At 75.2% G+C, this 22,265-nt stretch carries 18 protein-coding genes and 1 pseudogene; 6 read left to right on the forward strand and 13 right to left on the reverse strand.

The genetic code is table 11. From position 1 onward, the window contains the following. The 8 genes and pseudogenes from ABD358_RS23485 to rsmH all read right to left on the reverse strand — a co-directional run. Window positions 1-340: pseudogene (locus tag ABD358_RS23485) on the reverse strand (hypothetical protein); the annotation flags it as partial. A gap of 53 nt (window positions 341-393) precedes the next feature. Continuing rightward, window positions 394-1,836, reverse strand: coding sequence for a UDP-N-acetylmuramoyl-L-alanine--D-glutamate ligase (murD, locus tag ABD358_RS23490; protein ID WP_344633111.1), 1,443 nt, complete (start codon window positions 1,834-1,836; stop codon window positions 394-396). Further along, the gene (gene mraY, locus ABD358_RS23495; protein ID WP_344633183.1) at window positions 1,833-2,891 is read right to left on the reverse strand and encodes a phospho-N-acetylmuramoyl-pentapeptide-transferase; all 1,059 of its coding nucleotides are present in this window, start codon (window positions 2,889-2,891) and stop codon (window positions 1,833-1,835) included. Before mraY ends, murD begins: the two co-directional genes overlap by 4 nt. Then, window positions 2,891-4,321, reverse strand: a complete 1,431-nt coding sequence (locus ABD358_RS23500) for a UDP-N-acetylmuramoyl-tripeptide--D-alanyl-D-alanine ligase (protein ID WP_344633112.1) — start codon at window positions 4,319-4,321, stop codon at window positions 2,891-2,893. The genes mraY and ABD358_RS23500 overlap by 1 nt, the downstream gene beginning before the upstream one ends. Further along, the gene (locus ABD358_RS23505; protein WP_344633113.1) at window positions 4,318-5,928 is read right to left on the reverse strand and encodes a UDP-N-acetylmuramoyl-L-alanyl-D-glutamate--2,6-diaminopimelate ligase; all 1,611 of its coding nucleotides are present in this window, start codon (window positions 5,926-5,928) and stop codon (window positions 4,318-4,320) included. Before ABD358_RS23505 ends, ABD358_RS23500 begins: the two co-directional genes overlap by 4 nt. A 139-nt stretch (window positions 5,929-6,067) precedes the next feature. Further along, window positions 6,068-7,987, reverse strand: a complete 1,920-nt coding sequence (locus ABD358_RS23510) for a peptidoglycan D,D-transpeptidase FtsI family protein (RefSeq protein WP_344633114.1) — start codon at window positions 7,985-7,987, stop codon at window positions 6,068-6,070. Then, window positions 7,984-8,337 carry a cell division protein FtsL gene (gene ftsL, locus ABD358_RS23515; protein WP_344633115.1) on the reverse strand — a complete coding sequence of 118 codons (354 nt, stop codon included), beginning with the start codon at window positions 8,335-8,337 and terminating at the stop codon, window positions 7,984-7,986. The genes ABD358_RS23510 and ftsL overlap by 4 nt, the downstream gene beginning before the upstream one ends. Before the next feature lie 131 nt (window positions 8,338-8,468). After that, entirely contained in the window at window positions 8,469-9,425 is a 957-nt protein-coding gene (gene rsmH / locus ABD358_RS23520; RefSeq protein ID WP_344633116.1) for a 16S rRNA (cytosine(1402)-N(4))-methyltransferase RsmH, read from the reverse strand. A 424-nt stretch (window positions 9,426-9,849) separates the two neighbouring features. Between rsmH and ABD358_RS23525 the strand changes: the two genes are divergently transcribed. The 4 genes from ABD358_RS23525 (at window position 9,850) to ABD358_RS23540 (ending at window position 15,451) form a co-directional block, all read left to right on the forward strand. Beyond that, entirely contained in the window at window positions 9,850-10,380 is a 531-nt protein-coding gene (locus ABD358_RS23525) for a beta-class carbonic anhydrase (protein ID WP_344633117.1), read from the forward strand. 154 nt (window positions 10,381-10,534) lie between these two features. Further along, window positions 10,535-11,560, forward strand: a complete 1,026-nt coding sequence (locus ABD358_RS23530; RefSeq protein WP_344633118.1) for an AAA family ATPase — start codon at window positions 10,535-10,537, stop codon at window positions 11,558-11,560. Continuing rightward, on the forward strand, window positions 11,560-12,906 hold the full coding sequence (locus ABD358_RS23535) for a DUF58 domain-containing protein (RefSeq protein ID WP_344633119.1): 1,347 nt from the start codon (window positions 11,560-11,562) through the stop codon (window positions 12,904-12,906). Before ABD358_RS23530 ends, ABD358_RS23535 begins: the two co-directional genes overlap by 1 nt. A 49-nt stretch (window positions 12,907-12,955) precedes the next feature. Then, a complete protein-coding gene (locus ABD358_RS23540; protein WP_344633120.1) occupies window positions 12,956-15,451 on the forward strand; it encodes a transglutaminase TgpA family protein in 2,496 nt (831 codons plus the stop codon). Between the two features lie 227 nt (window positions 15,452-15,678). Here the strand turns inward: ABD358_RS23540 and ABD358_RS23545 are convergent, their stop codons facing one another. The 3 genes from ABD358_RS23545 to ABD358_RS23555 all read right to left on the reverse strand — a co-directional run bounded on the left by ABD358_RS23545 (window position 15,679) and on the right by ABD358_RS23555 (window position 17,713). Beyond that, on the reverse strand, window positions 15,679-16,083 hold the full coding sequence (locus ABD358_RS23545; protein ID WP_344633121.1) for a DUF3040 domain-containing protein: 405 nt from the start codon (window positions 16,081-16,083) through the stop codon (window positions 15,679-15,681). Window positions 16,084-16,321: 238 nt separating this feature from the next. Next, window positions 16,322-17,113, reverse strand: coding sequence for a methyltransferase (locus tag ABD358_RS23550; protein ID WP_344633122.1), 792 nt, complete (start codon window positions 17,111-17,113; stop codon window positions 16,322-16,324). A 99-nt stretch (window positions 17,114-17,212) separates the two neighbouring features. Beyond that, on the reverse strand, window positions 17,213-17,713 hold the full coding sequence (locus tag ABD358_RS23555) for an SAV_6107 family HEPN domain-containing protein (protein WP_344633184.1): 501 nt from the start codon (window positions 17,711-17,713) through the stop codon (window positions 17,213-17,215). Window positions 17,714-17,950: 237 nt separating this feature from the next. Between ABD358_RS23555 and ABD358_RS23560 the strand changes: the two genes are divergently transcribed. Both ABD358_RS23560 and ABD358_RS23565 read left to right on the forward strand, forming a co-directional pair. Beyond that, on the forward strand, window positions 17,951-18,565 hold the full coding sequence (locus ABD358_RS23560) for a TetR/AcrR family transcriptional regulator (protein WP_344633123.1): 615 nt from the start codon (window positions 17,951-17,953) through the stop codon (window positions 18,563-18,565). A gap of 244 nt (window positions 18,566-18,809) precedes the next feature. Then, window positions 18,810-20,327, forward strand: coding sequence for a phytoene desaturase family protein (locus tag ABD358_RS23565; protein WP_344633124.1), 1,518 nt, complete (start codon window positions 18,810-18,812; stop codon window positions 20,325-20,327). A gap of 67 nt (window positions 20,328-20,394) precedes the next feature. Here ABD358_RS23565 and ABD358_RS23570 read toward each other — a convergent pair whose 3' ends face one another. Together ABD358_RS23570 and metF are read right to left on the reverse strand one after the other, a co-directional pair. After that, a complete protein-coding gene (locus ABD358_RS23570; RefSeq protein ID WP_344633125.1) occupies window positions 20,395-21,312 on the reverse strand; it encodes a chromosomal replication initiator protein DnaA in 918 nt (305 codons plus the stop codon). Between the two features lie 22 nt (window positions 21,313-21,334). Next, complete coding sequence (metF, locus tag ABD358_RS23575; RefSeq protein WP_344633126.1) at window positions 21,335-22,252, reverse strand: methylenetetrahydrofolate reductase [NAD(P)H]; 918 nt, start codon at window positions 22,250-22,252, stop codon at window positions 21,335-21,337. Window positions 22,253-22,265 lie beyond the last annotated feature (13 nt).

Consider the following 22,265-nt stretch of genomic DNA (forward strand, 5'->3'; position numbering starts at 1 on the left):
CCTCGCGGAGCGCCGGTCCCGGAAGCGGCGGGCCGCCCGCCGCCAGGGCGGGCACGGGCCCGAAGGCGGCGCGGGCACGGTCCGCCGGGGCCGCCGGGGACGTGGGAGACACCAGGGACGTCAGGCGCGCCAGGGGCGCGAGCGCCGCGCGGAGGGCGCCCAGCACACCGGCCGGGGGGCGCGGGCCCCGCCGGACCCGTGCCCCCGTACGGCGCGAAGGCGCGGCCGGGGTGGTCGCGGTGGTGCGGAGGCGGGACCGGCGCGCGCCGCCCGCCTCGTGCGGACCGGGTGCGCCGCGCATCCGCGTACGCGCGGTCGGCGCGGGTCGCTCGGCCGTCATCGTCCCCTCCTGCTCTCCCCGCGCCGGCCGCCCTCGGCGCGGGGACCGGCGGGCTATCGCTCCTGCGCGGCGGACCGGCCGGAGGCCAGGTCGCGGACGGCGGCGGCGAAGGCCTCGCCGCGCGCGTGGTAGTTGGTGAACATGTCCATCGAGGCGCAGGCCGGCGCCATGAGGACGGTGTCCCCCGGGCGGGCCAGCCGCGCGGCCTCCCGGACCGCCGCGGCCATCGCCCCAGTGTCGGTCCGGTCGAGGTCGACGACCGGGACATCCGGGGCGTGTCGCGCCAGCGCCTCGCGGATCAGGGCGCGGTCGGCGCCGATCAGCACGGCGCCGCGCAGCCGCTTCGCCGCCTTGGCCACCAGATCGTCGAAGGACGCGCCCTTGGCGAGCCCCCCGGCGATCCACACCACCGGGTCGTAGGCGCCCAGGGACGCCTCGGCGGCGTGGGTGTTGGTCGCCTTGGAGTCGTCGACGTAGGCCACCCCGTCCACGTCGGCGACGTGCTCGATGCGGTGGGGGTCGGGCCGGAAGGCGCGCAGCCCGTCGCGCACCGCCCCGGGCTCCACGCCGAAGGCGCGGGCGAGGGCGGCGGCGGCCAGGGCGTTGGCGATGTTGTGCGGGGCGGGCGGGTTCACGTCGGAGACCTCGGCCAGCTCCTGCGCGTGGCTGTGCCGGTTCCCGACGAAGGCCCGGTCCACCAGGATCCCGTCCACCACGCCGAGTTGGGAGGGGGCGGGGGTGCCCAGCGTGAAGCCGATCGCCCGGCAGCCCTCGACGACGTCGGCCCGGCGGACCAGTTCCTCGGTGACGGGGTCGGCGGCGTTGTAGACGCACGCGACCCGGTTGCCCTCGTAGATGCGGCCCTTGTCGGCGGCGTACGCCTCCATCGAGCCGTGCCAGTCCAGGTGGTCGGGGGCCACGTTGAGCACGGCGGCCGAGTGGGGCCGCACCGAGGGGGCCCAGTGGAGCTGGTAGCTGGACAGCTCCACGGCGAGCACGTCGTACCGCTCCTCGCCGAGCACCACGTCGACGATCGGGGTGCCGATGTTGCCGACGGCGGTGGTGCGCAGTCCCGCGGCCGTGAGGATGGAGGCGAGCATCCGCACGGTGGTGGTCTTGCCGTTGGTGCCGGTGACGGCCAGCCAGGGGGCCGCGTCCGCGGGGCGCAGCCGCCAGGCGATCTCGACGTCGCCGACCACGTCCACTCCCGCCCCGGCGGCGGCCGTGAACAGCGGGCTGTCCGGCTTCCAGCCGGGCGAGGTGACGACCAGTGAGGTGCCCTCGGGCAGGGTGTCGCCGTCGCCGAGGCGGACGGCGATCCCCTCCCGCTCCAGTCCGGCGGCGGCCTCGCGCTGCCGCTCGCCGTCGCCGCCGTCCACCACCGTGACCTCGGCGCCCCGCCGGGCCAGGGCGCGGGCGGCGCTGACGCCGCTCACGCCCAGCCCGGCGACGGTGATCCGGCGTCCGGCGAACTCCTCCGCGGTCTGCGCGGTCACTTCCCGGCCGCCCAACTGGCGTAGAACAGGCCGATTCCGACGATGGTGCACATGCCCTGGATGATCCAGAAGCGGACCACCACGAGCACTTCGCTCCAGCCCTTGAGTTCGAAGTGGTGCTGGAGCGGGGCCATCCGGAAGACCCGCTTGCCCGTCAGTCGGAAGGAACCGACCTGGATCACCACGGACATGGTGATGAGGACGAACAGTCCGCCGAGCAGGGCCAGCAGCAGTTCGGTGCGGGAGACGATGGCGAGGCCGGCCAGCGCCCCGCCCAGGGCGAGCGAGCCGGTGTCGCCCATGAAGATCTTGGCGGGCGAGGTGTTCCACCACAGGAAGCCGAAGCAGGCGCCCATCAGCGCGGAGGCGACCACCGCCAGGTCGAGCGGGTCGCGCACCTCGAAGCAGCTCGGGCTGCCGGTGATGGCGCAGGCGTCCTGGTGCTGCCAGACGCCGATGAAGGTGTAGGCGCCGAAGACCATCACCGAGGCGCCGGTGGCCAGACCGTCCAGACCGTCGGTGAGGTTCACGCCGTTGGACATCGCCAGGATCATGAACAGCGCCCAGATGACGAAGAGCACCGGCCCGATCGACCAGCCGAAGTCCTCGGTGAAGGAGAGCTTGGTGGACGCCGGGGTCTGGCCGCGGGAGTCGGCGAAGTTGAGCGAGAGGATCGCGAAGGCGACGCCGACGATGAGCTGGCCGAGCATCTTGGCCTTGGCCCGCAGGCCCAGGCTGCGCTGCTTGACGATCTTGATGTAGTCGTCGAGGAAGCCGACCAGGCCCATGCCGGTCATCAGGAACAGCACCAGCACGCCGGAGAACGACGGCGGCTCGCCGGTTATGACCTTGGTCAGGGCGTAGGCGATCAGCGTCGCCAGGATGAACGCGATGCCGCCCATGGTGGGGGTGCCGCGCTTGCTGTGGTGGTCCCGCGGGCCGTCGTCGCGGATGTACTGCCCATAGCCCTTGCGGGCCAGCAGCTTGATGAGCAGCGGGGTGCCGATCAGGGTCAGGAAGAGCCCGATGGCACCGGAGAAGAGGATCTGCCTCATCATCGGCCGGCGACCTCTCCCCTGCCTTCGGCGGGGAGAGCCCCGCCCTCGACCAGCGCGAGCGCCACCTTCTCCAGCCCCGCCGACCGGGAAGCCTTCACCAGTACGACATCCCCCGGTCGCAGCTCATCGCGCAACAGGTCGATTGCCGCCTGAGCGTCGGACACGTGCACCGACTCCTCACCCCACGAACCCTCGTTCTTGGCACCCATGTCGAGCCAGCGGGCCTCCCGGCCGCCGACCGCCACGAGCTTGCTGACGTTGAGCCGGACGGCCATCCGTCCGACCGCGTCGTGCTCGGCGAGCGACTCCTCGCCGAGCTCGGCCATCTCGCCGAGCACCGCCCACGTGCGACGCCCCTGGCCCATGGCCGCGAGCGCGCGGAGCGCCGCCCGCATGGACTCGGGGTTCGCGTTGTAGGCGTCGTTGACGACGGTCACGCCGTCCGAGCGCTCGGTGACCTCCATCCGCCAGCGGGAGAGCGTGCCGGCCTCGGAGAGCGCCGTGGCGATCTCCTCTGCAGGCATGCCCGACTCGTGGGCTACGGCGGCCGCGGCGAGCGCGTTCGACACGTGGTGCTCACCGTACAGGCGCATGGTCACATCGCTGCACCCGGTGGGGGTGTGGAGGGTGAAGGCGGGCTGCCCCTTCGGGGTGAGCCGGACATTCTCGGCACGGATGTCGGCCTCGGCGGACTCGCCGAAGAAGACGATCCGGGCGTCGGTGCGGGCGCGCATGGCCCGTACCAGGGGGTCGTCGGCGTTGAGGACGGCGACCCCGCCCTCCGCCGCCGGGGGAAGGGACTCCACCAGCTCGCCCTTGGCCCGGGCGATCTGCTCCCGGCCGCCGAACTCCCCGATGTGCGCGGAGCCGACGTTGAGGACCACGCCGATGCGGGGCGGGGTCAGCTCCGTGAGGTAGCGGATGTGGCCGATGCCGCGGGCGCCCATCTCCAGCACGAGGTGGCGGGTGCCGGGCTCGGCGCTCAGCGCGGTGAGCGGGAGGCCGATCTCGTTGTTGAGCGAGCCGGGCGTCCACACCGTGGGGCCGGTCCGCCGCAGGAGCTGGGCGATGAGGTCCTTGGTGCTGGTCTTGCCGGCGGAGCCGGTGAGGGCGACGACGGTGGCGCCCAGCCGTGCCACGACGTGGCGGGCCAGGGCGCCCAGGGCGGCCTCCACGTCGTCCACGACGATCGCGGGGACGCCGACGGGCCGGGAGGCCAGTACGGCCACCGCGCCGTCGGCCACGGCCCGCCCGGCGAAGTCGTGGCCGTCCACCCGCGCCCCGGCGAACGCCACGAACAGGGCGCCGGGGCGCACCTCGCGGGAGTCCTTGACGACGGGGCCGGTGACGGTCGCTCCCGGGTCCGGTGTGTCGTGGGCGCGGCCGGAGACGACGTCCGCGATCTCTGCGAGGGTCAGCGGGATCATGCCGTGCTCTCCCCGGTCTCGGTGTGCTCGCCGGTCTGGGTGTGCCCGCCGGCCAGACGTCGCCCGATGGCCTCGCGGAGCACCTGGCGGTCGTCGAAGGGGCGTACCACCCCGGCGATGTCCTGGCCCTGCTCGTGGCCCTTGCCGGCCACCAGGACGGTGTCCCCGGGCTCGGCCCGGGCGACGGCCGCGGCGATGGCGGCGGCCCGGTCCTCCTCCACCAGCACGGTGCCGCGCTCGTGGACCGGGACCTCGGCGGCGCCCGCGAGCATGGCGGCGAGGATGGCCAGGGGGTCCTCCGAGCGGGGGTTGTCGGAGGTCAGGACGGCGGTGTCGGCCAGCCGGGCCAGCGCCGCGCCCATCGCGGGCCGCTTGTGCGGGTCGCGGTCGCCGCCGCAGCCGAGCACCGCGTGCACCCGGCCCTCGGTGACCTTGCGCAGGGCGCGCAGCACGGACTCCACGGCGTCGGGCTTGTGGGCGTAGTCCACGACGGCCAGGTAGGGCTGGCCCGCCTCGACCCGCTCCAGCCGGCCGGGCACGCCGGGCACCGCGGCGACGCCCCCGACCGCGGTCTCCAGGTCGATTCCGGCGGTCACCAGCGCGGTGATCGCGGCGAGCGCGTTGGCGACGTTGAACGGGCCCGGCAGCGGCGCGGAGGCCCGCGCGGTCGCGCCGCCGGGGCCGACCACGGTGAAGGTGGAGCCCAGCGGGCCGAGCTCCACGTCCCGCGCGCGCCAGTCCGCGTCGGGGTGGCCCTCGGCGGAGAAGGTGGTGACCGGGACCTCGGAGACGCCGGCGGCCAGCCGCTGCCCGTACTCGTCGTCGAGGTTGACCACGCCGGCGCGGGAGCGGGCCTTGGTGAACAGCTGCGCCTTCGCCCGGAAGTAGTCCTCCATGTCCGGGTGGAAGTCCAGGTGCTCGGGGCTGAGGTTGTTGAAGACGGCGACGTCGAAGACGCAGCCGTCGACGCGTCCCAGGACCAGCGCGTGGCTGGAGACCTCCATGGCCACCGAGCGGACCCCGCGCTCGCGCATCACCGCGAACAGCGCCTGCAGTTCGGTGGCCTCGGGGGTGGTGCGCTCGGACTTGATCCGCTCGTCGCCGATGCGGGTCTCGACCGTGCCGATCAGTCCGGTCGGCTCCCCCTCCCGGGCGGCCGCGCGCAGCCCGCCCTCGACGAGGTAGGAGGTGGTGGTCTTCCCGGAGGTGCCGGTGATGCCGATCTGCAGCAGGTCGCGGCCGGGGTCGCCGTAGACGGCGACGGCCAGGTCGCCCATCCGCTCGCGCGGGTCCGGGACGGTCAGCACGGGCAGGCCCGCGGCGGCGGCCCGCTCGGTGCCCGTCGGGTCGGTGAGCACCGCGACGGCGCCCAGTCTGGCCGCCTGGACGGCGAAGTCGGCTCCGTGGAAGCGGGCGCCGGGGCGGGCGACGTACACGTCGCCGGGGCGCACGGCCCGGGAGTCGTGGGTGATGCCGGTGACGGCCGCGCCGCCCTCGGGGGGCGCGACGCCCAGCCGCCGGGCCAGCTCCGCCAGCGGCACGGGGCTGACCCGCTCCGGGCGGGGTGGGACCGGGGGCAGGGACGGGGACTGATCAGCGTGTGGCACGGCGGTGAGCGTACCCGGCGCTCCGGGCCCGCCGCGAAGCGAGGGGCCGGGTGCGCCGGACGGGCCGCCGGCGGTGCCGGCACGGTTCCACAGGGGATCGGTGTTGGTTCTCACGGGTCGCTTTCCGGTCGTTCTCCGGTCAGTCTCCGGGATCGAAGGTGACGGGCAGGCGGGGTGGCTCGGTACCGGTGGGGGGGATCCGGAGGGCCTTCAGCGTGTACTTCATGACCTCCTGGTACACCGGACCGCACACGTCGCTGCCGAAGTAGCTGCCCTGCCGGGGGTTCTGCACGGCGCAGTAGACGGTGACGCGGGGCTCGTCGGCGGGGGCGAACCCGGCGAAGGAGGAGGTGTAGCCGTTGTAGCGGCCGGTCTCGGGGTCCACCCGGTTGGCCGTGCCGGTCTTGCCCGCCACCCGGTAGCCGGGGATCCGCGCGGTGGTGCCGGTGCCCTCCGTGTCGGCCACCACGGACTCCAGCATGGCCGAGAGCGTCCTGGCGGTCTTCTCGCTGACGACCCGGGTCCGCTCGGGCCGCGGCGCGGGCGTCCGGCTGCCGTCGGGGCCGGTGGTGGCGCGCACCAGGCTCGGCTCGACCCGCACGCCGCCGTTGGCGATGGTGGAGTAGACCGAGGCCGCCTGGACGGCGTTGATCGACAGGCCCTGGCCGAAGGGGATGGTGTACTGCTGCGAGGCGTTCCAGTCCTCGGGGTCGGCGAGGATTCCGGGGGTCTCGCCGGGGAAGCCGAGCCCGGTCTTCCGGCCGATGCCGAACTTCCGCAGGTAGGAGTGGAGCACCCGGTTGGCCTCCGCCTGGGTGTCGCCGAGCTGCTCGACGGCCAGGATCGTGCCGATGTTGCTGGACTTGGCGAGCACCCCGTTGAGGGTGAGGTACCAGGTGGGGTGGTCCACGTCGTCCGCGAAGCTGCGGTCGGCCCGCGGCAGCCGGTTGGGCACCACCACATGGGTGCCGGGGTCGGCCACGCCCTCCTCCAGGACCGCGGCCATGGACATCACCTTGCTGGTGGAGCCGGGCTCGTAGGCGTCCTGGACCGCGGGGTTGCCCAGGGCGGAGGCGTCCGCTCCGGACAGGTCGCCCGGGTCGTAGCCGGGGGCGTTGGCCATCGCGAGGATCTCGCCGGTGCGGACGTCCTGGACGATCACGTAGCCGCGGTCGGCCCGGGACTTCTCCACCCGCTCCTCGATGGCCCGCTGCGCGGCCCACTGAATGTCGCGGTCGAGGGTGAGCTCCACGTCGGAGCCCGGCTGCGCGGGCTGCTCGCGCTCCCCCGCGGTGGGGACCTGCCGGCCGCCGGACTGGGCGTAGGTGATCTTGCCGTCCCGGCCGGCCAGGACCTTGTCGAACTTCGCCTCCAGGCCGCCCTTGCCCTCCCCCTCCGCGTTGACGAAGCCGAGCACGCCGGCCGCGAGCCGCTTGCCCGGGTACACCCGCTTGGCGTGCTCCTCGGAGTACACCCCGGCCAGCACGCTGCGGCCGCCCTCGCCCTGCCGCTCGGCCAGCGTCCGCTTGAGGTCCGTGATCTGCCGCCACACCTGCGGGGACTGCTGCCGGGCCAGGACGACGTAGCGCGTGTCGTCGCGGGAGAGCCGCTCGGCGAGCGTCTCCTGGTCCACGCCGAGGATGGGCGCGAGGAGCTCGGCCGCCTGGGCGGGCGCGTCGGGGACCTCGGCCTGTTCGGGGGTGAACAGGTACGGGTCGGCGGTGATGTCGTAGGCGTCGACGGTGGTGGCCAGGGCGACGCCGTCGCGGTCGGTGACCGTGCCCCGCTCGGCGGCGAGCGGAACGGTGATGTAGCGGTTGACGTCGGCCTTGGCCGCGTAGGTGCCCGCGTCCACCGCCTGCACCTGGAGCAGCCGCACGGTGAAGGCCAGCATCACCAGGGTGAGCACGAGACCGAACAGCCTCAGCCGGGGCCGGTGGCTGCCCAGCCGGATGGTCCCCCGCTGTCCCGGCCGGGGCGCGCGGGCCGCGGGCCGGGGGCGCTGCGCGGACCGGGGCGCGGGCCGGGGGCCGGGGGCGCTGCGCGGGCGTCCGCTCACGGCCCCACCGCCTCTCCCGTCCCGCCCCCCGCGGCGGGGGCCGGGGAGGGAACACCCCGGACGGTGCCGTCGGGGAGGATGAAGACGGGGTTCCCGCCGGGCACCAGGCCCAGTTCGCGGGCCCGCTCGGCCAGGCTCCCGGGGTTGGAGTAGGAGTCCAGCTCCTGCTCCAGTGCCTGCTCCTCGTCCGTCAGCTCCTCGGCCTGCCGCTCCAGCTCGCTGAGCTCGAAGGACCCCTGGTTGACGGAGGCGTTGAGCAGCAGCAGGGACAGCAGCCCGGAGCCGAGCAGCAGCACGACCAGCACCACGAAGGGAGTGCGGGCGGCCGCGGCGGGGTCGCCGGCGGGCACCAGCCGCGCCAGCCGGGCCAGCCGCTGCTGGGGGGTCGGCGACGCGCCCGTCCCGCTCCCCGCGACGGTCCTCGGGGTGCCTCCCGGAGCGGCCTTCGGAGCGGCCTTCGGGGTGGCTTTCGGCGTGTCCTTCAGGGCTCCTCCCGGATGCGCTCGGCGCCGCGCAGCCGGGCGGGGGCGGCGCGGCGGTTCTCGGCGATCTCCTCCTCGGTGGGGAGCTCGGCCCCCCGGGTGAGCAGCCTCAGCCGGGGCTGGTAGCGCTCGGGGACCACCGGCAGACCGGGCGGCGCGGTACTGGCGGCGCCCGCCGCGAGGACCTGCTTGACCAGCCGGTCCTCCAGCGAGTGGTACGACAGGACGACGATCCGGCCGCCCACGGCCAGCGAGGCGACGGCCGCCGGCACCGCCCGCTCCAGGACGGCGAGCTCCCCGTTGACCTCGATGCGCAGCGCCTGGAAGGTCCGCTTGGCGGGGTTGCCCCCGGTGCGCTTGGCGGCCTGCGGCAGCGCCTCGCGGATCAGCTCCACCAGGCGGGCGCTGGTGGTGAAGGGCTCCTTCTCCCGCTCGCGGACGATCGCCGCGACGATCCTCCTGGCCTGCTTCTCCTCGCCGTAGGCGCGCAGGATGCGCACCAGCTCCCCGGGCGGGTAGGTGTTGAGCACCTCGGCGGCGCTGATGCCCCTCGTCTGGTCCATCCGCATGTCCAGCGGGGCGTCCCTGGCGTAGGCGAAACCGCGCTCGGCCTCGTCCAGCTGCATGGAGGAGACGCCGAGGTCGAACAGGACGCCCCGGACGCGCGGTGTGCCCAGCCGGGCGAGCACCTCGGGGAGCTCGTCGTAGACGGCGTGGACCAGGGTGGCCCGGTCCCCGTACGGGGCCAGCCGCTCGCGGGCCAGTTCCAGGGCGGCCGGATCGCGGTCCAGGCCGATCAGCCGGATTCCGGGGAAGGAGGACAGCAGGGCCTCGCTGTGGCCGCCGAGGCCGAGGGTGCAGTCCACGACCGTCGCGCCGGGCTCCTCCAGCGCGGGGGCGAGCAGGTCCAGGCAGCGCCGGAGCATGACCGGGACGTGCCGCTCGTTGGTGCTCACTGGATTCTCCTTGAGCGGGCCGTACGGCCTGGTCCCCGCCCGCTCGCCCGGGAAGCGGCGACCGGTGCCGGGGAAGGGACACCGGTCGGGCCGGGGAGCGGGAGGAGGCCGGGCCGCACGCGGCCGTACGCGCGCCTCGGGCACACGCGGGATGTTCGGTTCCGGGGGAGACGGGCGGCGTGCCCCGGCTCCCACTCCGCGTCACTTTAGTCCACCCCCCCGACCGGTCAACCAACCGCTCGGGCGCGTCACGGCCGCTCCGGCCGCTCCCCCGCTCCCGCTGCGGTCCGCCGCGGTCCGCCGCGGTCCGCCGCGGGGAACGCGTCCGCGCGAGTGTGTGGTTTACCTCACACCGGTGTGTGTTGACCGCTTTGCCCGCCCTCGCAACGGGCCCGGCGGACACGGGACGGTTACGGTCGTATGCATGTCACGACCTCACCGTGACGGGTCGGTCATCGACCGTCTCGTCGAAGCCAACAAGCGCTATGCCGCCGAGTTCACCGACCCGGGCATGGACGCCCGTCCGGTACTCAAGGTCGCGGTGGTCGCCTGCATGGACGCCCGCCTCGACCTCCACGCCGCCCTCGGGCTCGACCTCGGCGACTGCCACACCATCCGCAACGCGGGCGGCGTGGTCACCGACGACGTCATCCGCTCGCTGACCATCAGCCAGCGGGCGCTGGGGACGCGCTCCGTCGTCCTCATCCACCACACCGGCTGCGGCCTGCTGAACCTGACCGAGGACTTCCGCTACGAGCTGGAGGAAGAGGTCGGGCAGCGCCCCTCGTGGGCGATCGAGTCCTTCAAGGACACGGACCAGGACGTGCGGCAGTCGATGGAGCGGGTACGCACCTCTCCGTTCCTGCTGCACACCGACGACGTGCGGGGGTTCGTCTTCGACGTCACCACGGGCGCGCTGCGGGAGATCGACCCCTCGTTCGACCCGGAACCGTGACGGGGGAGCGGATGTACGTGAAGAATGCGTGAGTGACGGCTCCCTCCCGCGGTCTCCCTCCGCCGGGACCCGCGGGAGGGGACGCCGGTTGTTCGGGGTGGGCCGGTCGCCCACGGAGGGGGGCCGGCCCGTGAAGCGGGCCGAGGAGGGCCGGGTGACGACCTATGACGAGCGAGCGAGCCTCAGCGACCTGACTGCCACCGCCGACCGGGTGCGCCGGTCGGTGGAGACCGTGATCGAGGGCAAACCGGAGGTCGTACGGCTCTCGCTGACCGTCCTGCTCGCCCAGGGGCACCTGCTGATCGAGGACGTGCCGGGGGTGGGCAAGACCATGCTCGCCAAGGCACTGGCCCGGTCCGTCGACTGCTCGGTGCGCAGGATCCAGTTCACTCCCGACCTGCTGCCCTCCGACATCACCGGGGTGAGCGTCTACGACCAGCAGCGGCAGGAGTTCGAGTTCAAGCCGGGCGCCATCTTCGCCCAGGTCGTGATCGGCGACGAGATCAACCGCGCCTCCCCCAAGACCCAGTCGGCGCTGCTGGAGTCGATGGAGGAGCGGCAGGTCACCGTCGACGGGCGCAGCTACGAGCTGCCCGACCCGTTCATGGTGGTGGCCACCCAGAACCCGGTCGAGATGGAGGGCACCTACCCGCTGCCCGAGGCGCAGCGGGACCGCTTCATGGCCCGGGTGTCGATCGGCTACCCGGGTCCGGAGGCCGAGCTGCGGATGCTCGACGTGCACGGCGGGGTCTCCCCGCTGGACGACCTGCGGCCGGTCGCCCACGCGCACGAGATCTCCAAGATGGTGGAGGCGGTGCGCGGCGTCCACGTCTCCGAGCCGGTCCGCCGGTACGTGGTGGACCTGGTGGCGGGCACCCGCACCCACCCCGAGCTGCGGCTGGGCGCCTCTCCCCGGGCCGCCCTCCACCTGCTGCGGGCCGCGAAGGCCGCCGCGGCGCTGGACGGCCGGGACTTCGTCCTCCCCGACGACGTGCGGGGACTGGCCGTGCCCGTCCTGGCGCACCGGCTGCTGCCCACCGCGCAGGTCCAGCTCGGCGGGCGCACCGCCGAGCAGATCGTGGCCGACCTCCTGCAGCGCGTCCCGGTGCCCGCCGCGCACCACCGGGAGGCCGCCCCGCAGCCCCCGCTGTACGGCCGGCCGCCCCAGCGGGGGTACTGATGGACGGCGCCCCGGGCACGGGCCGGGACACCGGCAGGGACACGGGACCGGACGCCGGCCGGCCCGGGGAGCGGCCGGGCACGCTGCGCGCCGCGTTCGGCGGGCTCACCACCCGGGGGCGCTCGTTCCTGGCCGCGGGGGTGGCCGCGGCGGTCTGCGCCTACGTCCTGGGCCAGGGCGACCTGCTGCGGGTGGGGATCCTGCTGACCGCGCTGCCCCTGGTGTGCGTGGCCGTGCTGCACCGCACCCGGCACCGGGTGGCGGCCTCGCGGCGGCTGTCGCCGTCCCGGGTCCCCGCCCGCGAGGAGGCCCGCGTGCGCCTGAGGCTGGACAACGTCTCGCGGCTGCCCACCGGTCTGCTGATGCTCCAGGACCAGGTGCCCTACGTCCTGGGGCCGCGCCCGCGCTTCACACTGGACCGGGTGGAGCCGGGCGGACGCCGCGAGGTCTCCTACCGCGTCCGCTCCGACCTGCGCGGACGCTACCTCCTGGGACCGCTGCAGCTGCGCCTGTCGGACCCCTTCGGCATGGTGGAGCTGACCCGGTCCTTCAGCGCCCACGACACCCTCACCGTCGTGCCGCGGACGGAGGCGCTGCCGCCGGTGCGGCTCCCCGGGGAGACGGGCGGCCGGGGCGAGGGGCGGCAGCGCTCCCTGGCGCTGGCGGGCGACGACGACGTGATCCCGCGCGGCTACCGCCACGGCGACGACCTGCGCCGGGTGCACTGGCGCTCCACCGCCCGCCACGGCGAGCTGATGGTGCGCCGCGAGGAGCAGCCGCAGCGGCCCCGGTGCACGGTGCTGCTGGACACCCGGCGGACGGCCTGGGCCGGCTCCGGACCCGGCTCGGCGTTCGAGTGGGCCGTCTCGGGGGCCGCCTCGGTCGCCGTGCACCTGCTGGAACGCGGCTACACGGTACGGCTGCTGACCGACACCGGCGCTCAGGTGCCCGGTCCGGACGGCGGCTTCCCCGGGCTCGGCTCCTCCGACACCGCCGGGCTGATCCTGGACGCCCTCGCGACGGTGGCCCACTCCGGCGAGCCGGGACTGTCCCGGGCCCACGAGGCGCTGCGCGGCGGCGACGGCGGGCACGAGGGGCTGCTGGTGGCCTTCCTCGGGCTCACGAGCGGGGAGCAGACGGCGCTGGCCTGCCGGATGCGGCAGCGCGCCAGCGGCGCGCTGGCCTTCGTCCCGCGCGGGCTCCAGGAGGCGGGCGCCGAGCGGCAGCGGCAGCGGACGCTCCGCGAGGCGGGGTGGACGGTGCTGCCGTACGTGCCCGGCGACGCGCTGCCCGGCCTGTGGCGGCAGGCGGACCGGGCGGGCGGCGCGAACGGGAGGGCGGGATGACCGCGGCGGCCGGGAGGACGGCGGACCGACGACCGAGGGGCGGACGGCGATGAGCGGACGGATCCGGCTGGCGTTCTGCGCCTGGTTGGCCACCCTGGCGGCGGCGTGCGCGCTGCTGCCACTGGTCGCTCCGGCGGGGTGGCTCCTGCAGGCCGCCCTGCTGCTGGGGGTCCAGACGTCCGTGGGCGCGGCGGCGCGGCGGGTGCCGCTCGCCGCGCCGGTGACGGTGGCGGCCCAGGCGGTGGTGTCGCTGCTGCTGCTCACCTTCGTCTTCGTGCCGGGGGACGCCCTGCTCGGGTTCCTCCCGCTCCCCTCCACCCTCGACTCCTTCGGCGCGCTGCTGGCGCAGGGCGTCGCCGACGTCGGCCGGTTCGCGATTCCGGCGCCGGTGACCGACGGCATCCGGCTGCTGCTGGTCGGCGGCGTGGTCGTCATCGGCCTGCTGGTGGACGTCCTGGCGGTGACGTACCGCAGCGCGGCCCCGGCCGGGCTGCCGCTGCTGGCGCTGTACTCGGTGGCCGCCGGGCTGTCCCAGGGCGGGACGCGCTGGCTGTGGTTCCTGTGCGCGGCGGGCGGCTACCTGCTGCTGCTCCTGGCCGAGGGGCAGGAACGGGCGTCGCGCTGGGGCCAGGTGTTCACCGGGCCGCGGGCCGGCCGCCGTCCGCTTCCCGGCGGGGAGGACGAGGCGGCCTCGGTGTCGGTGCGCACCGGGCGGCGGATCGGCGCGCTGGCGCTGGGCATCGCCCTGGTGGCCCCCGCCGCGCTGCCCTCGCTCGGCGGCGGGCTGCTGGACACCGCGCGCGGCGGGCGGGGGTCGGGCGAGGGCGGCGGCACGGTCTCGGCCGTCAACCCCCTGGTCGCGCTGCAGGACAGCCTGAACCAGCCCTCCAACCGCACGGTCCTCACCTACCGGACCGACTCCGAAACCACCTCGGACCTGTACCTGCGGATCGTGGCGCTGGACCAGTTCGACGGCACCGCGTGGAAGCCCTCGGAGCGGCGGATCACCGACCTGCCCCGGCCGCTTCCGTCGCCGCCGGGGCTGTCCCCGGGCGTCCGCACCGAGGAGGTCACCACCTCGTTCCAGGCCGCCGGCTGGTACGCGCAGAACTGGCTGCCCATGCCGTATCCGGCCGACGAGGTGCGCATCGGCGGCCGGTGGCGCTTCGAGCCGGAGGGCCGCACGGTCGTCGGCGACCGCGGGCAGACCACCCGGGGCGTGCGGTACGAGGTGGACAGCCTGGTGGTGCGGCCGACCGCGCGGCAGCTGGCGAACGCGCCCGAACCGCCCGCGGAGCTGCTGGAGGAGTACACCAGGGTGCCGGACTCGCTTCCGGACGTGGTGGCCGAGACGGCCCGGGGCGTCACCGAGGGCGCCCGCAGCCACTACGAGCGGGCGGTCCGGCTCCAGGACTGGTTCTCCTACGAGGGCGGCTTCCGCTACGACACCCGGGTGAAGGCCGGCAGCGGCAGCGCGGCCATCGCCCGCTTCCTGGAGGAGAAGGAGGGCTTCTGCGTCCACTTCTCCTTCTCCATGGCCGCGATGGCCCGCACCCTGGGCATCCCGGCCCGGGTCGCGGTGGGCTTCACACCGGGCGTCGCCGACGGCGAGGGCGGGATGACGGTGGGCCTCCAGGACGCGCACGCCTGGCCGGAGCTGTATTTCGAGGGCGTGGGCTGGACCCGCTTCGAGCCCACTCCCAGCCGTGGGAACACCCCGGACTACACCCTGCCCGACCTGCCCTCCCCGGAGCGGCCGGACACTCCCGCGCCGCGGCCGGAGGCCACGGCCGAGCCGGTTCCCGAGCCGTCGGCGACCGACGAGTGCGCCGCGGCGGGGAACGACCCGGAGGGCTGCGGGGCGGTCCTCCCCGAGGAGGGCGGCGCCTCCGGCGGGTCCTTTGCGGACACGCTGCTGGCGGCGGCCAGGACGGCGCTGCCGGTGCTGGCGGCGGCGGTTCTGGTCCTGGGCCTTCTGGCGCTGCCGCTGCTGTGGCGGAACGCCGTCAGGGCACGGCGTCTGGGCCGCGACGACGCGCGGCCGGACGCCGGGACGTCCGTCGTCCGGCGGGGGGAGGCAGGCTCCGCGGGAGCGGAGTCTGCCTCCCGGACGGCCGCGGACCGCGGCCGGGACGTCCGCACGCTCGCCGCCTGGGAGGAGATGACCGACTCCGCCTGGGACTACGGCATCCTCCCGGAGCCGTCCGCCACCCCGCGGATGACCGCGGAGCGCATCGTGCGGCTCGGGAAGCTGGAGGGGGAGGCCGCCGAGGCGGCGCACCGGCTGGCCGGCGGGGTCGAGCGGGTGCTGTACGCCCCCGAGCCGCGGCCCGCGCCGGGAGCGGCCGAGGACGTCCGGCGGGTGAGGGCGGGACTGCGCGCGGCCGCGGGGCGCGGGGAGCGTCTGCGGGCCCTGCTGCTGCCCCGGTCGTCCGTGCGCCTGGTGTGGGCGGTCTCGGAGCGCTGGTCGGCGGTGGGCGTGTGGTGGGACGGGGCACTGCGCCGGGTGGTCTCACGGCTCCGGCCGTCGCGGCAGCGGGTGTGAGCGCGGGGACGGCCGGGACCGCGCGGGGCCCGGTGCGGAGTTCCGGTACAGGCGCGGGTGCCGCGGGGTGCCCGCGGCACCCGCGAGCCGTTCCGCGGGGTGTTCACGGGTGACACGAGTGAGGGGCCACCGGTTCTCCGGTGGCCCCTCACCCAGGGTCTTCGGCGGGTCTTCGGCCTACGCGCCCGGCCGCCCCGGAAGACTCCGGGCGCCGGGGGCTTCCGCCGTCACTGCTGTTCGTCCCGGCGGCGCTGCCAGCGCTCCTCGATGCGGTTCATCATCGAGCGGCGCGGGCGCGCCTGTCCTCGGAAGTGCGATCGTCCGCCGTGGTGTCCCCGGCCGCCGGGGTGCTCGCCGGGTTTGGGCGCCTTGCGCCAGCCGGTCACCGCGAGCACGGCGCAGCCGAGCATGACGAGGAAGCCCAATACGCTGATCACCACCTGCTGGGCGACCATACCGGCCATGAGGAGCGCGACGCCCACCAGAAAGCCCGCGACCGCCTGGTACACCCGTCGCCGGGTGTACGTACGCAGCTCGCCTCCCTCGAGCGCTGTCGCGAACTTGGGGTCTTCGGCGTACAGCGCTCGCTCCATCTGCTCGAGCATGCGCTGCTCGTGCTCAGAGAGCGGCACGGAGTCCTCCTACTCGTCGGTCGCGGGGGCGACCGGATGCGACCCTTCAAGGATAGGCAGGGATTCGCCCCCGTGAAACCCGCCCCTCAACGCCAGTTCGTGCCACCGGGACCGGGATGCCGGAGGCAGTCGTCGGACTTCTCATTCCCCTGCCGCCGTGCCGTCATGCCGGACGGTGCGCTTCGATCATACGGCGGGTAGCGGCCGTTCGGGGGTGCCTGTGCCCTACCCCACCCCGTCACACCGTTCCGTCCGCGGCCGGCGCCCCGGCCCCGCCGCCATTGGAGCGTGTCCATGCCAGTACGTGGAGCTGCGCCGCGACGGAGTGGAAGGCGGGCAGCTCGGCCACCGCCTCCTCCAGCCGTGCCAGGGCCTCCGTGGCCCCCGGCTCCGCGTCCACCAGGGCTCCGGGCACCAGGTCGGCGAACACCCGGACGCCGTGGACCGCGGCCACCTCCAGGCCGTTGGCCGCGACCAGGCCGGTGAGCTGCTCGGGGGTGAAGCGCCGGGGCACCGGGTCGCCGCCGCCCCAGCGCCCGTCGGGGTCGGCGAGGGCCCGGCGGGCCTCGGTGAAGCGTCCCGCCAGGGCGCGGGCCAGCACCGCGCCGCCCAGCCCCGCGGCGAGCACGCTGAGCACCCCGCCGGGGCGCAGTGCGGCCGCGACGTTGCGCAGCCCCTCGGCCGGATCGTCGACGTACTCCAGGACGCCGTGGCAGAGCACCGCGTCGTAGCCTCCGCGCTCGGCCACCTCGAACAGCCCGTGCGCGTCGCCCTGCACACCCCGCACCCGGTCGGCCACGCCCTGTTCGGCCGCGCGCCGCTCCAGCGCGAACAGCGCGTCGGGACTCGGGTCCACCACGGTGACGCGGTGGCCGAGCCCGGCGACGGGCACCGCGAAGTTGCCGGTGCCGCCACCGGTGTCGAGGACGTCGAGCGTCCCCCGGCCCGTGGCCTTGGCCCTGTCGTCGAGTGCTTCCCTCAGTACCTCCCAGACCACGGCGGTGCGGAGGGATGCGCGGGGGCGGGACATGGCGAATGCTCCTCGGCGGCTCGAGACGCTGGCTGGCCCCAGCCTATTGGGTGCCCGCGGCCGCGTCGTGACCGCGTCCGCCCGGCCCGCGGCGGCGCTTCAGCCCGCGCGCAGCCGTGGGCCCTCCCCTCCCGGCTCCCCCCGCTCCTCCCCGGTCCTGGAGAGGGGCAGCGCGGGCTGCTGGACGAGCATCTGCTCGACGATGCGCAGGAACATCCCCGTGTCGCGTATCAGGTCGTCGGCGTCGCGCCGGCTGGCCGCGCCCGCTATGCCCGCCTCCGCGCGGGCCCGGCGGGGCGCTCCGGCGGCGAACAGCCTGCTCCACTCCGCCAGCTCGGGCGCCACCTCGGGCAGGACCTCCCAGGCGCTGCGGATGCGCCGTCTGGCGCGGGCGGTGGACTCGGGACGGCCGCGGACCGCGAGCACCGCGGCGGCGGTGCGCAGGGCGGCGAGGTGCGCAGTGGCGTAGCGGTCGTTGGGGTCCTCCAGCTCCGCCGCCTCGTCGAGGCCGTGCTGTGCCTGCGCGAGCAGGTCGAGCGCGGCCCGCGGGGCCGCGGCCCGGCGCAGCACGGGGTGGACATCCTTCGGGGGCCCGTTCATGGCGAACCTCCTGTCGTCGTCGTGGCTGTGCGTGTCGTCGCGTATGCCATGCGATGGGAACATCGTTGCGCATGCCACTGACAATCGGCCCTGACCTGGGCAAACACCCTCTGTCGGGTTCACCGGACGTGCCGGGCGCACCGGCGGGCCGCCGGCGGGTCCCCCGCCCGGCCCCGGGGCCGTCCCGCGTCCCGGCACCGCTCCGTGGAGCCCGTTCGTCTCTGTGAAAATCGGCGCATGGACAGCGGCACGCGCCGGCACGCGACCCGGCAGAGGCTCTACGACGCAGCCGTGGCACTCATCGCGGAGCAGGGCTTCTCCGCCACCACGGTGGAGGAGATCGCCGAGCGCGCCGGTGTCGCCAAGGGCACGGTCTACTACAACTTCGAGAGCAAGACCGGGCTGTTCGAGGCACTGCTGCGGCACGGCGTCGAGCAGCTGACCTCCTCGCTGGAGCGGGCCGCCGACGACGCGGCCCGGCGCGGCGCGGACCTGGGGGAGACGGTGGACGCGATGGTCCGGGCGGGGCTGGTCTTCGTGGACCGCTGCCCGGCCTTCACTCAGCTCTACGTCGCCGAACTCTGGCGCACCAACCGTGCCTGGCAGCCCACCCTGGCCGCGGTGCGGCTGCGCGTCGTGGCCGCGGTCGAGAGGGCGCTGCGCGGCGCGGATCCCGGTGGGGCCGGGGCGGGGGACGACGTCCCGCTGACGGCGTCGGCCCTGGTGGGAATGGTGCTGACGACGGCGCTGGACTGGAAGGTGTTCCAGCCGGAGCGGTCCCTGGACGAGGTGCACGGCGCCCTGTCGCTGCTGCTGCGCGGCCGGATCGGCGGGAGCGGGAGGCCCGGCTGACCCGCCGTGCCTCCCGCTCCCGTCCCCCGTGACCCCCGAGCGTTCCCCCCGGACGGCCCCTCGCGCCGCTCCGCCGCCCCGTGCCGGCGGTGCGGCGCTGTGGTGTCCGTCGTTTCCGACTCTGCCGTCCACGCCGGTCGAAGCCCATCCGCACGGCTACTCAAAACCCTACGCAGGTACTCCTACTCACTTCTGCGTACGGCCCGGCGAAGCCGTTACGCTCACCCGGCTAGAGTCCCTGCTCATGGCACGGACTGTGGTGATCGGCGCCGGCATGGGCGCCATGGCGGCGGCTGCCCGGCTGGCCGTGGCGGGCCGGCGGGTGACGGTGTACGAGCGGACGGAGACCCACGGCGGGGCGCTGCGGCGTCACGAGCGGGACGGGTTCGGCTTCGACACCGGACCGGGGCTGCTCCACCTGCCGGCCGTCTGGCGGGACCTGTTCGTCAAGACCGGCCGCGAGCCGCTGGAGGAGCGCGTCGCGATGGCGCAGGTCGAACCGGCCGTGCGGCACGTCTTCGCCGACGGCTCCTCCGTGGCCCTGCCGGGCGGCTCCCGCGCCGGAACGGTCGAGGCCCTGGACGCCGCGCTCGGGCCGGGCGCGGGCGAGCGGTGGAGCGAGCTGCTGGTCCGGGCCCGGGAGGTGTGGGACGCCACCCGCCGTCCGCTGCTGGAGGAGCCCCTGACCGGCGCGGTGGACCGCGCCGCGCTGGGCCGCGACCCGTATCCGGCGCGGCGGCGCGGGCTGCTGCGCCGCCGCCCCGCGACGCTGACCGGGGTGGCCCGGGCCGAGCTGCGCGATCCGCGGCTGGTGGCGCTGCTGGAGAGCCATGCCCTCGCCCACGGCCTGGACCCCCGCCGGGCGCCCGCGAGCGCCGTCGTCCTGGCGTACCTGGAGCACACCTTCGGCACGTGGTACGTCCGCGGCGGAATGCGGGCGCTGGCGGACGCGGTGTACGAGCGCTGCCTGGAGCGCGGGGTGGAGTTCCGCTTCGGTACGGCGGTCTCCCGGGTCGTGGTGGAGGGCGGCCGTGCCGTCGGGGTGGAGCTGGCGGACGGGACGCGGGAGGCCGCCGACGCCGTGGTCTGGGGAGCCGGCGGTCCGGTGCCGGCCGCGGGAGACGCCGGGGAGGCCGGCGGCGGGACCGGCGCCGCGGCGGGCCGTCTGACCGTGCTGCTGGCTCTGCGCGGGCGGCGGCCCGAGGGCACCGCGCACCGCACGGTGGTGCACACCGCGGGCCCCGGGGGCACGACGCGCACCGTCACCGTGCTGCGGCCCGGCGATCCGGCGCTGGTCCCCGACGGGGAGCACGAGTCGGCGGTGCTGTCGGTGGCCGTGCCGCCGCACCGCGCGGGGGCGGGGCGGCCCGCGGACCGGGCGGAGGCCATGGACTGGACGGCCGGGGAGTGGGCGGCGGTGGACTGGACCGCGCCGGGCGCGGCCGAGCGCTGCGCCGACGAGGCGCTGGCGGTCGCGGACGCCGCCGGCCTGGGGCTGGGCGGACGGCTGCTGTGGCGCGAGGTGCGCACTCCGGCCGACACCGAGCGGGAGACGGGGGCGCCGGGCGGTGCCGTGCCCGCTCCGGTGCTGGCGGGGGCGGACGGCGCGTTCCTGCGGGCCGCCAACCGGACGGCGACGGCCGGGCTGTACCGGGTGGGGGGCTGGGCCCACCCCGGGGGCGGGACGGCGCACGCCGGCATGTCGGGCGCGATGGCGGCCGGGCTGATCGTCGAGGGCGACGACTGGCGCGGCTCTCGGTGACCGGGGGCCTCCGCGGTTCCCCGGAGGCCTCGGGTTCCCCGGGGGCCTTGGGGGCGTCCGCGGCGGGTCAGGGGCGGGGCTGCTGCTCCCCGTAGTAGTAGCCCGCGCCGGAGGAGGCGCCGTACCCGTCGTCCTGGGGGTACCCGTAGCCGTACTGCCCGGTCTGCGGCTCGTCGCCGCGCTGCTGCGGCACCCACCCCCCGGCGGACGGCGCCTGCCCGGCGTACGGGTCGGCGGCGTGGCCGGGGCCGTACTCGCCCGGATAGGCGGGGCCGGTCTCCCCCTGGAATCCCCGGGCGCCGTCCGGGGCGGCCGTGTACTGCCCGTCGTACGGGGGCTGGGCGGGCGCGCCGCCGTACGGGTCGGGGTAGGGGTTCGGGTAGCCGGCGGGCTGTTCGCCCGGGTAGCCGCCGGGGTAGGGGGCGTACTGGTCCCCTCCGCCGTACCCGTACCCGTAGTGGCCGTTCGCGTCCGCGTAGGGGTCCTGTCCGCCCTCCGGGCCGTGGCCGGGGTGGTCCGTGTACCGGCTCCCGGGGTCCTGCGGCTCCCCGGACCGGGAGTCCCGCTCGTAGACGCCGTACTGGCCGGTGTCGTCGGGCAGCGGTTCGGGCCGGTAGGCCGGCGCCTCCGCGGGCGGTTCGGGCCGCAGGTCGGAGACCTCCAGACGCGGCTCGGCGTCCTCCGGCGGCAGGGGCCGCACCTCGCGGCGGCGCCTGCTCGTCCCGGGCATGCCCCCGAGCGCCCAGCCGGCGGTGAAACCGCGCCGGTAGGAGAGCGTGACGAAGGTCTGGCCGACCGCGAAGGCCGCCGCGCCGAGCGCGATCACCACCACCGAGGACAGCAGCACCACGCCGACGACCACCATGGCGAAGCCGCCGAAGGCCAGCAGCCGCCACCGCAGGCGCGCCTTGTACTGAAGCAGCACCTCGGCGAGCAGCCACACCGCGACAGCGCCGAACGCGATGTAGAGGAGCGTCCACCCCATGTGCGTCCTCCCACCCCGTCTTCTAGCCCCGCCGGTGCAGGCCCAGATTCTCGTAGATCTCCAGCGTCGCCGTGGAGTGGTTGAGGGTGATGAAGTGGAGTCCGGGGACGCCCTCCGACATCAGCCTCGCGCACAGTTCCGTGGCGTACTCGATTCCCAACGAGCGTACAGCGGCCGGATCGTGCTCCACCGCCAGGATGCGTTCGGCCAGTTCCGGGGGGAACGTCGCGTTGCTGAGCTTCGCGAACCGCTCGATCTGCCGCACGTTCGTGACGGGCATGATCTCCGGGATGATCGGGGTGTCGCAACCCGCGGCGGCCACCCTGTCCCGCAGGCGCAGATAGTCCTCCGGGTAGAAGAACATCTGCGTGATGGCGTAGTCGGCGCCGGCGCGGCACTTGTCCACGAAGTGCCGGATGTCGCTGTCCCAGTCGGTGGAGCGCGGGTGCATCTCGGGGAAGGCCGCCACCCCGACGCAGAAGTCCCCCGACTCCTTGATGAGCCGGACCAGCTCGGCCGCGTAGGTGACGCCCTGCGGGTGGGGTATCCACTCTCCCGTCGGGTCGCCGGGCGGGTCGCCGCGCACCGCGAACATGTTCCGCACCCCGGCGTCGGCGTACTGGCCGATGACGTTGCGCAGTTCGGCCACCGAGTGGTCCACCGCGGTGAGGTGGGCGACCGGGGTGAGGGTGGTCTCGGTGGCGATCCGCTCGATGGCGCGGACGGTGCCCTCCCGGGAGGAGCCTCCGGCGCCGTAGGTCACCGACACGAAGGTCGGGCCGACGGCCTCCACGCGGCGGACGGCGTTCCACAGGGTGCGCTCGCCCTTCTCGCTCCTGGGCGCGTAGAACTCGAAGGAGTACGAACGCTCGCCGGAAGCCAGCAGCTCACGGACGGTGGGTGCGTGGTCCGTCCTGGTGGAGGGGGTACCGAGGGCCATACCGGCAGGCTAA

Source organism: Streptomyces glaucosporus, from assembly GCF_039533345.1.
GTDB classification, from domain to species: Bacteria; Actinomycetota; Actinomycetes; order Streptomycetales; family Streptomycetaceae; genus Streptomyces; species Streptomyces glaucosporus.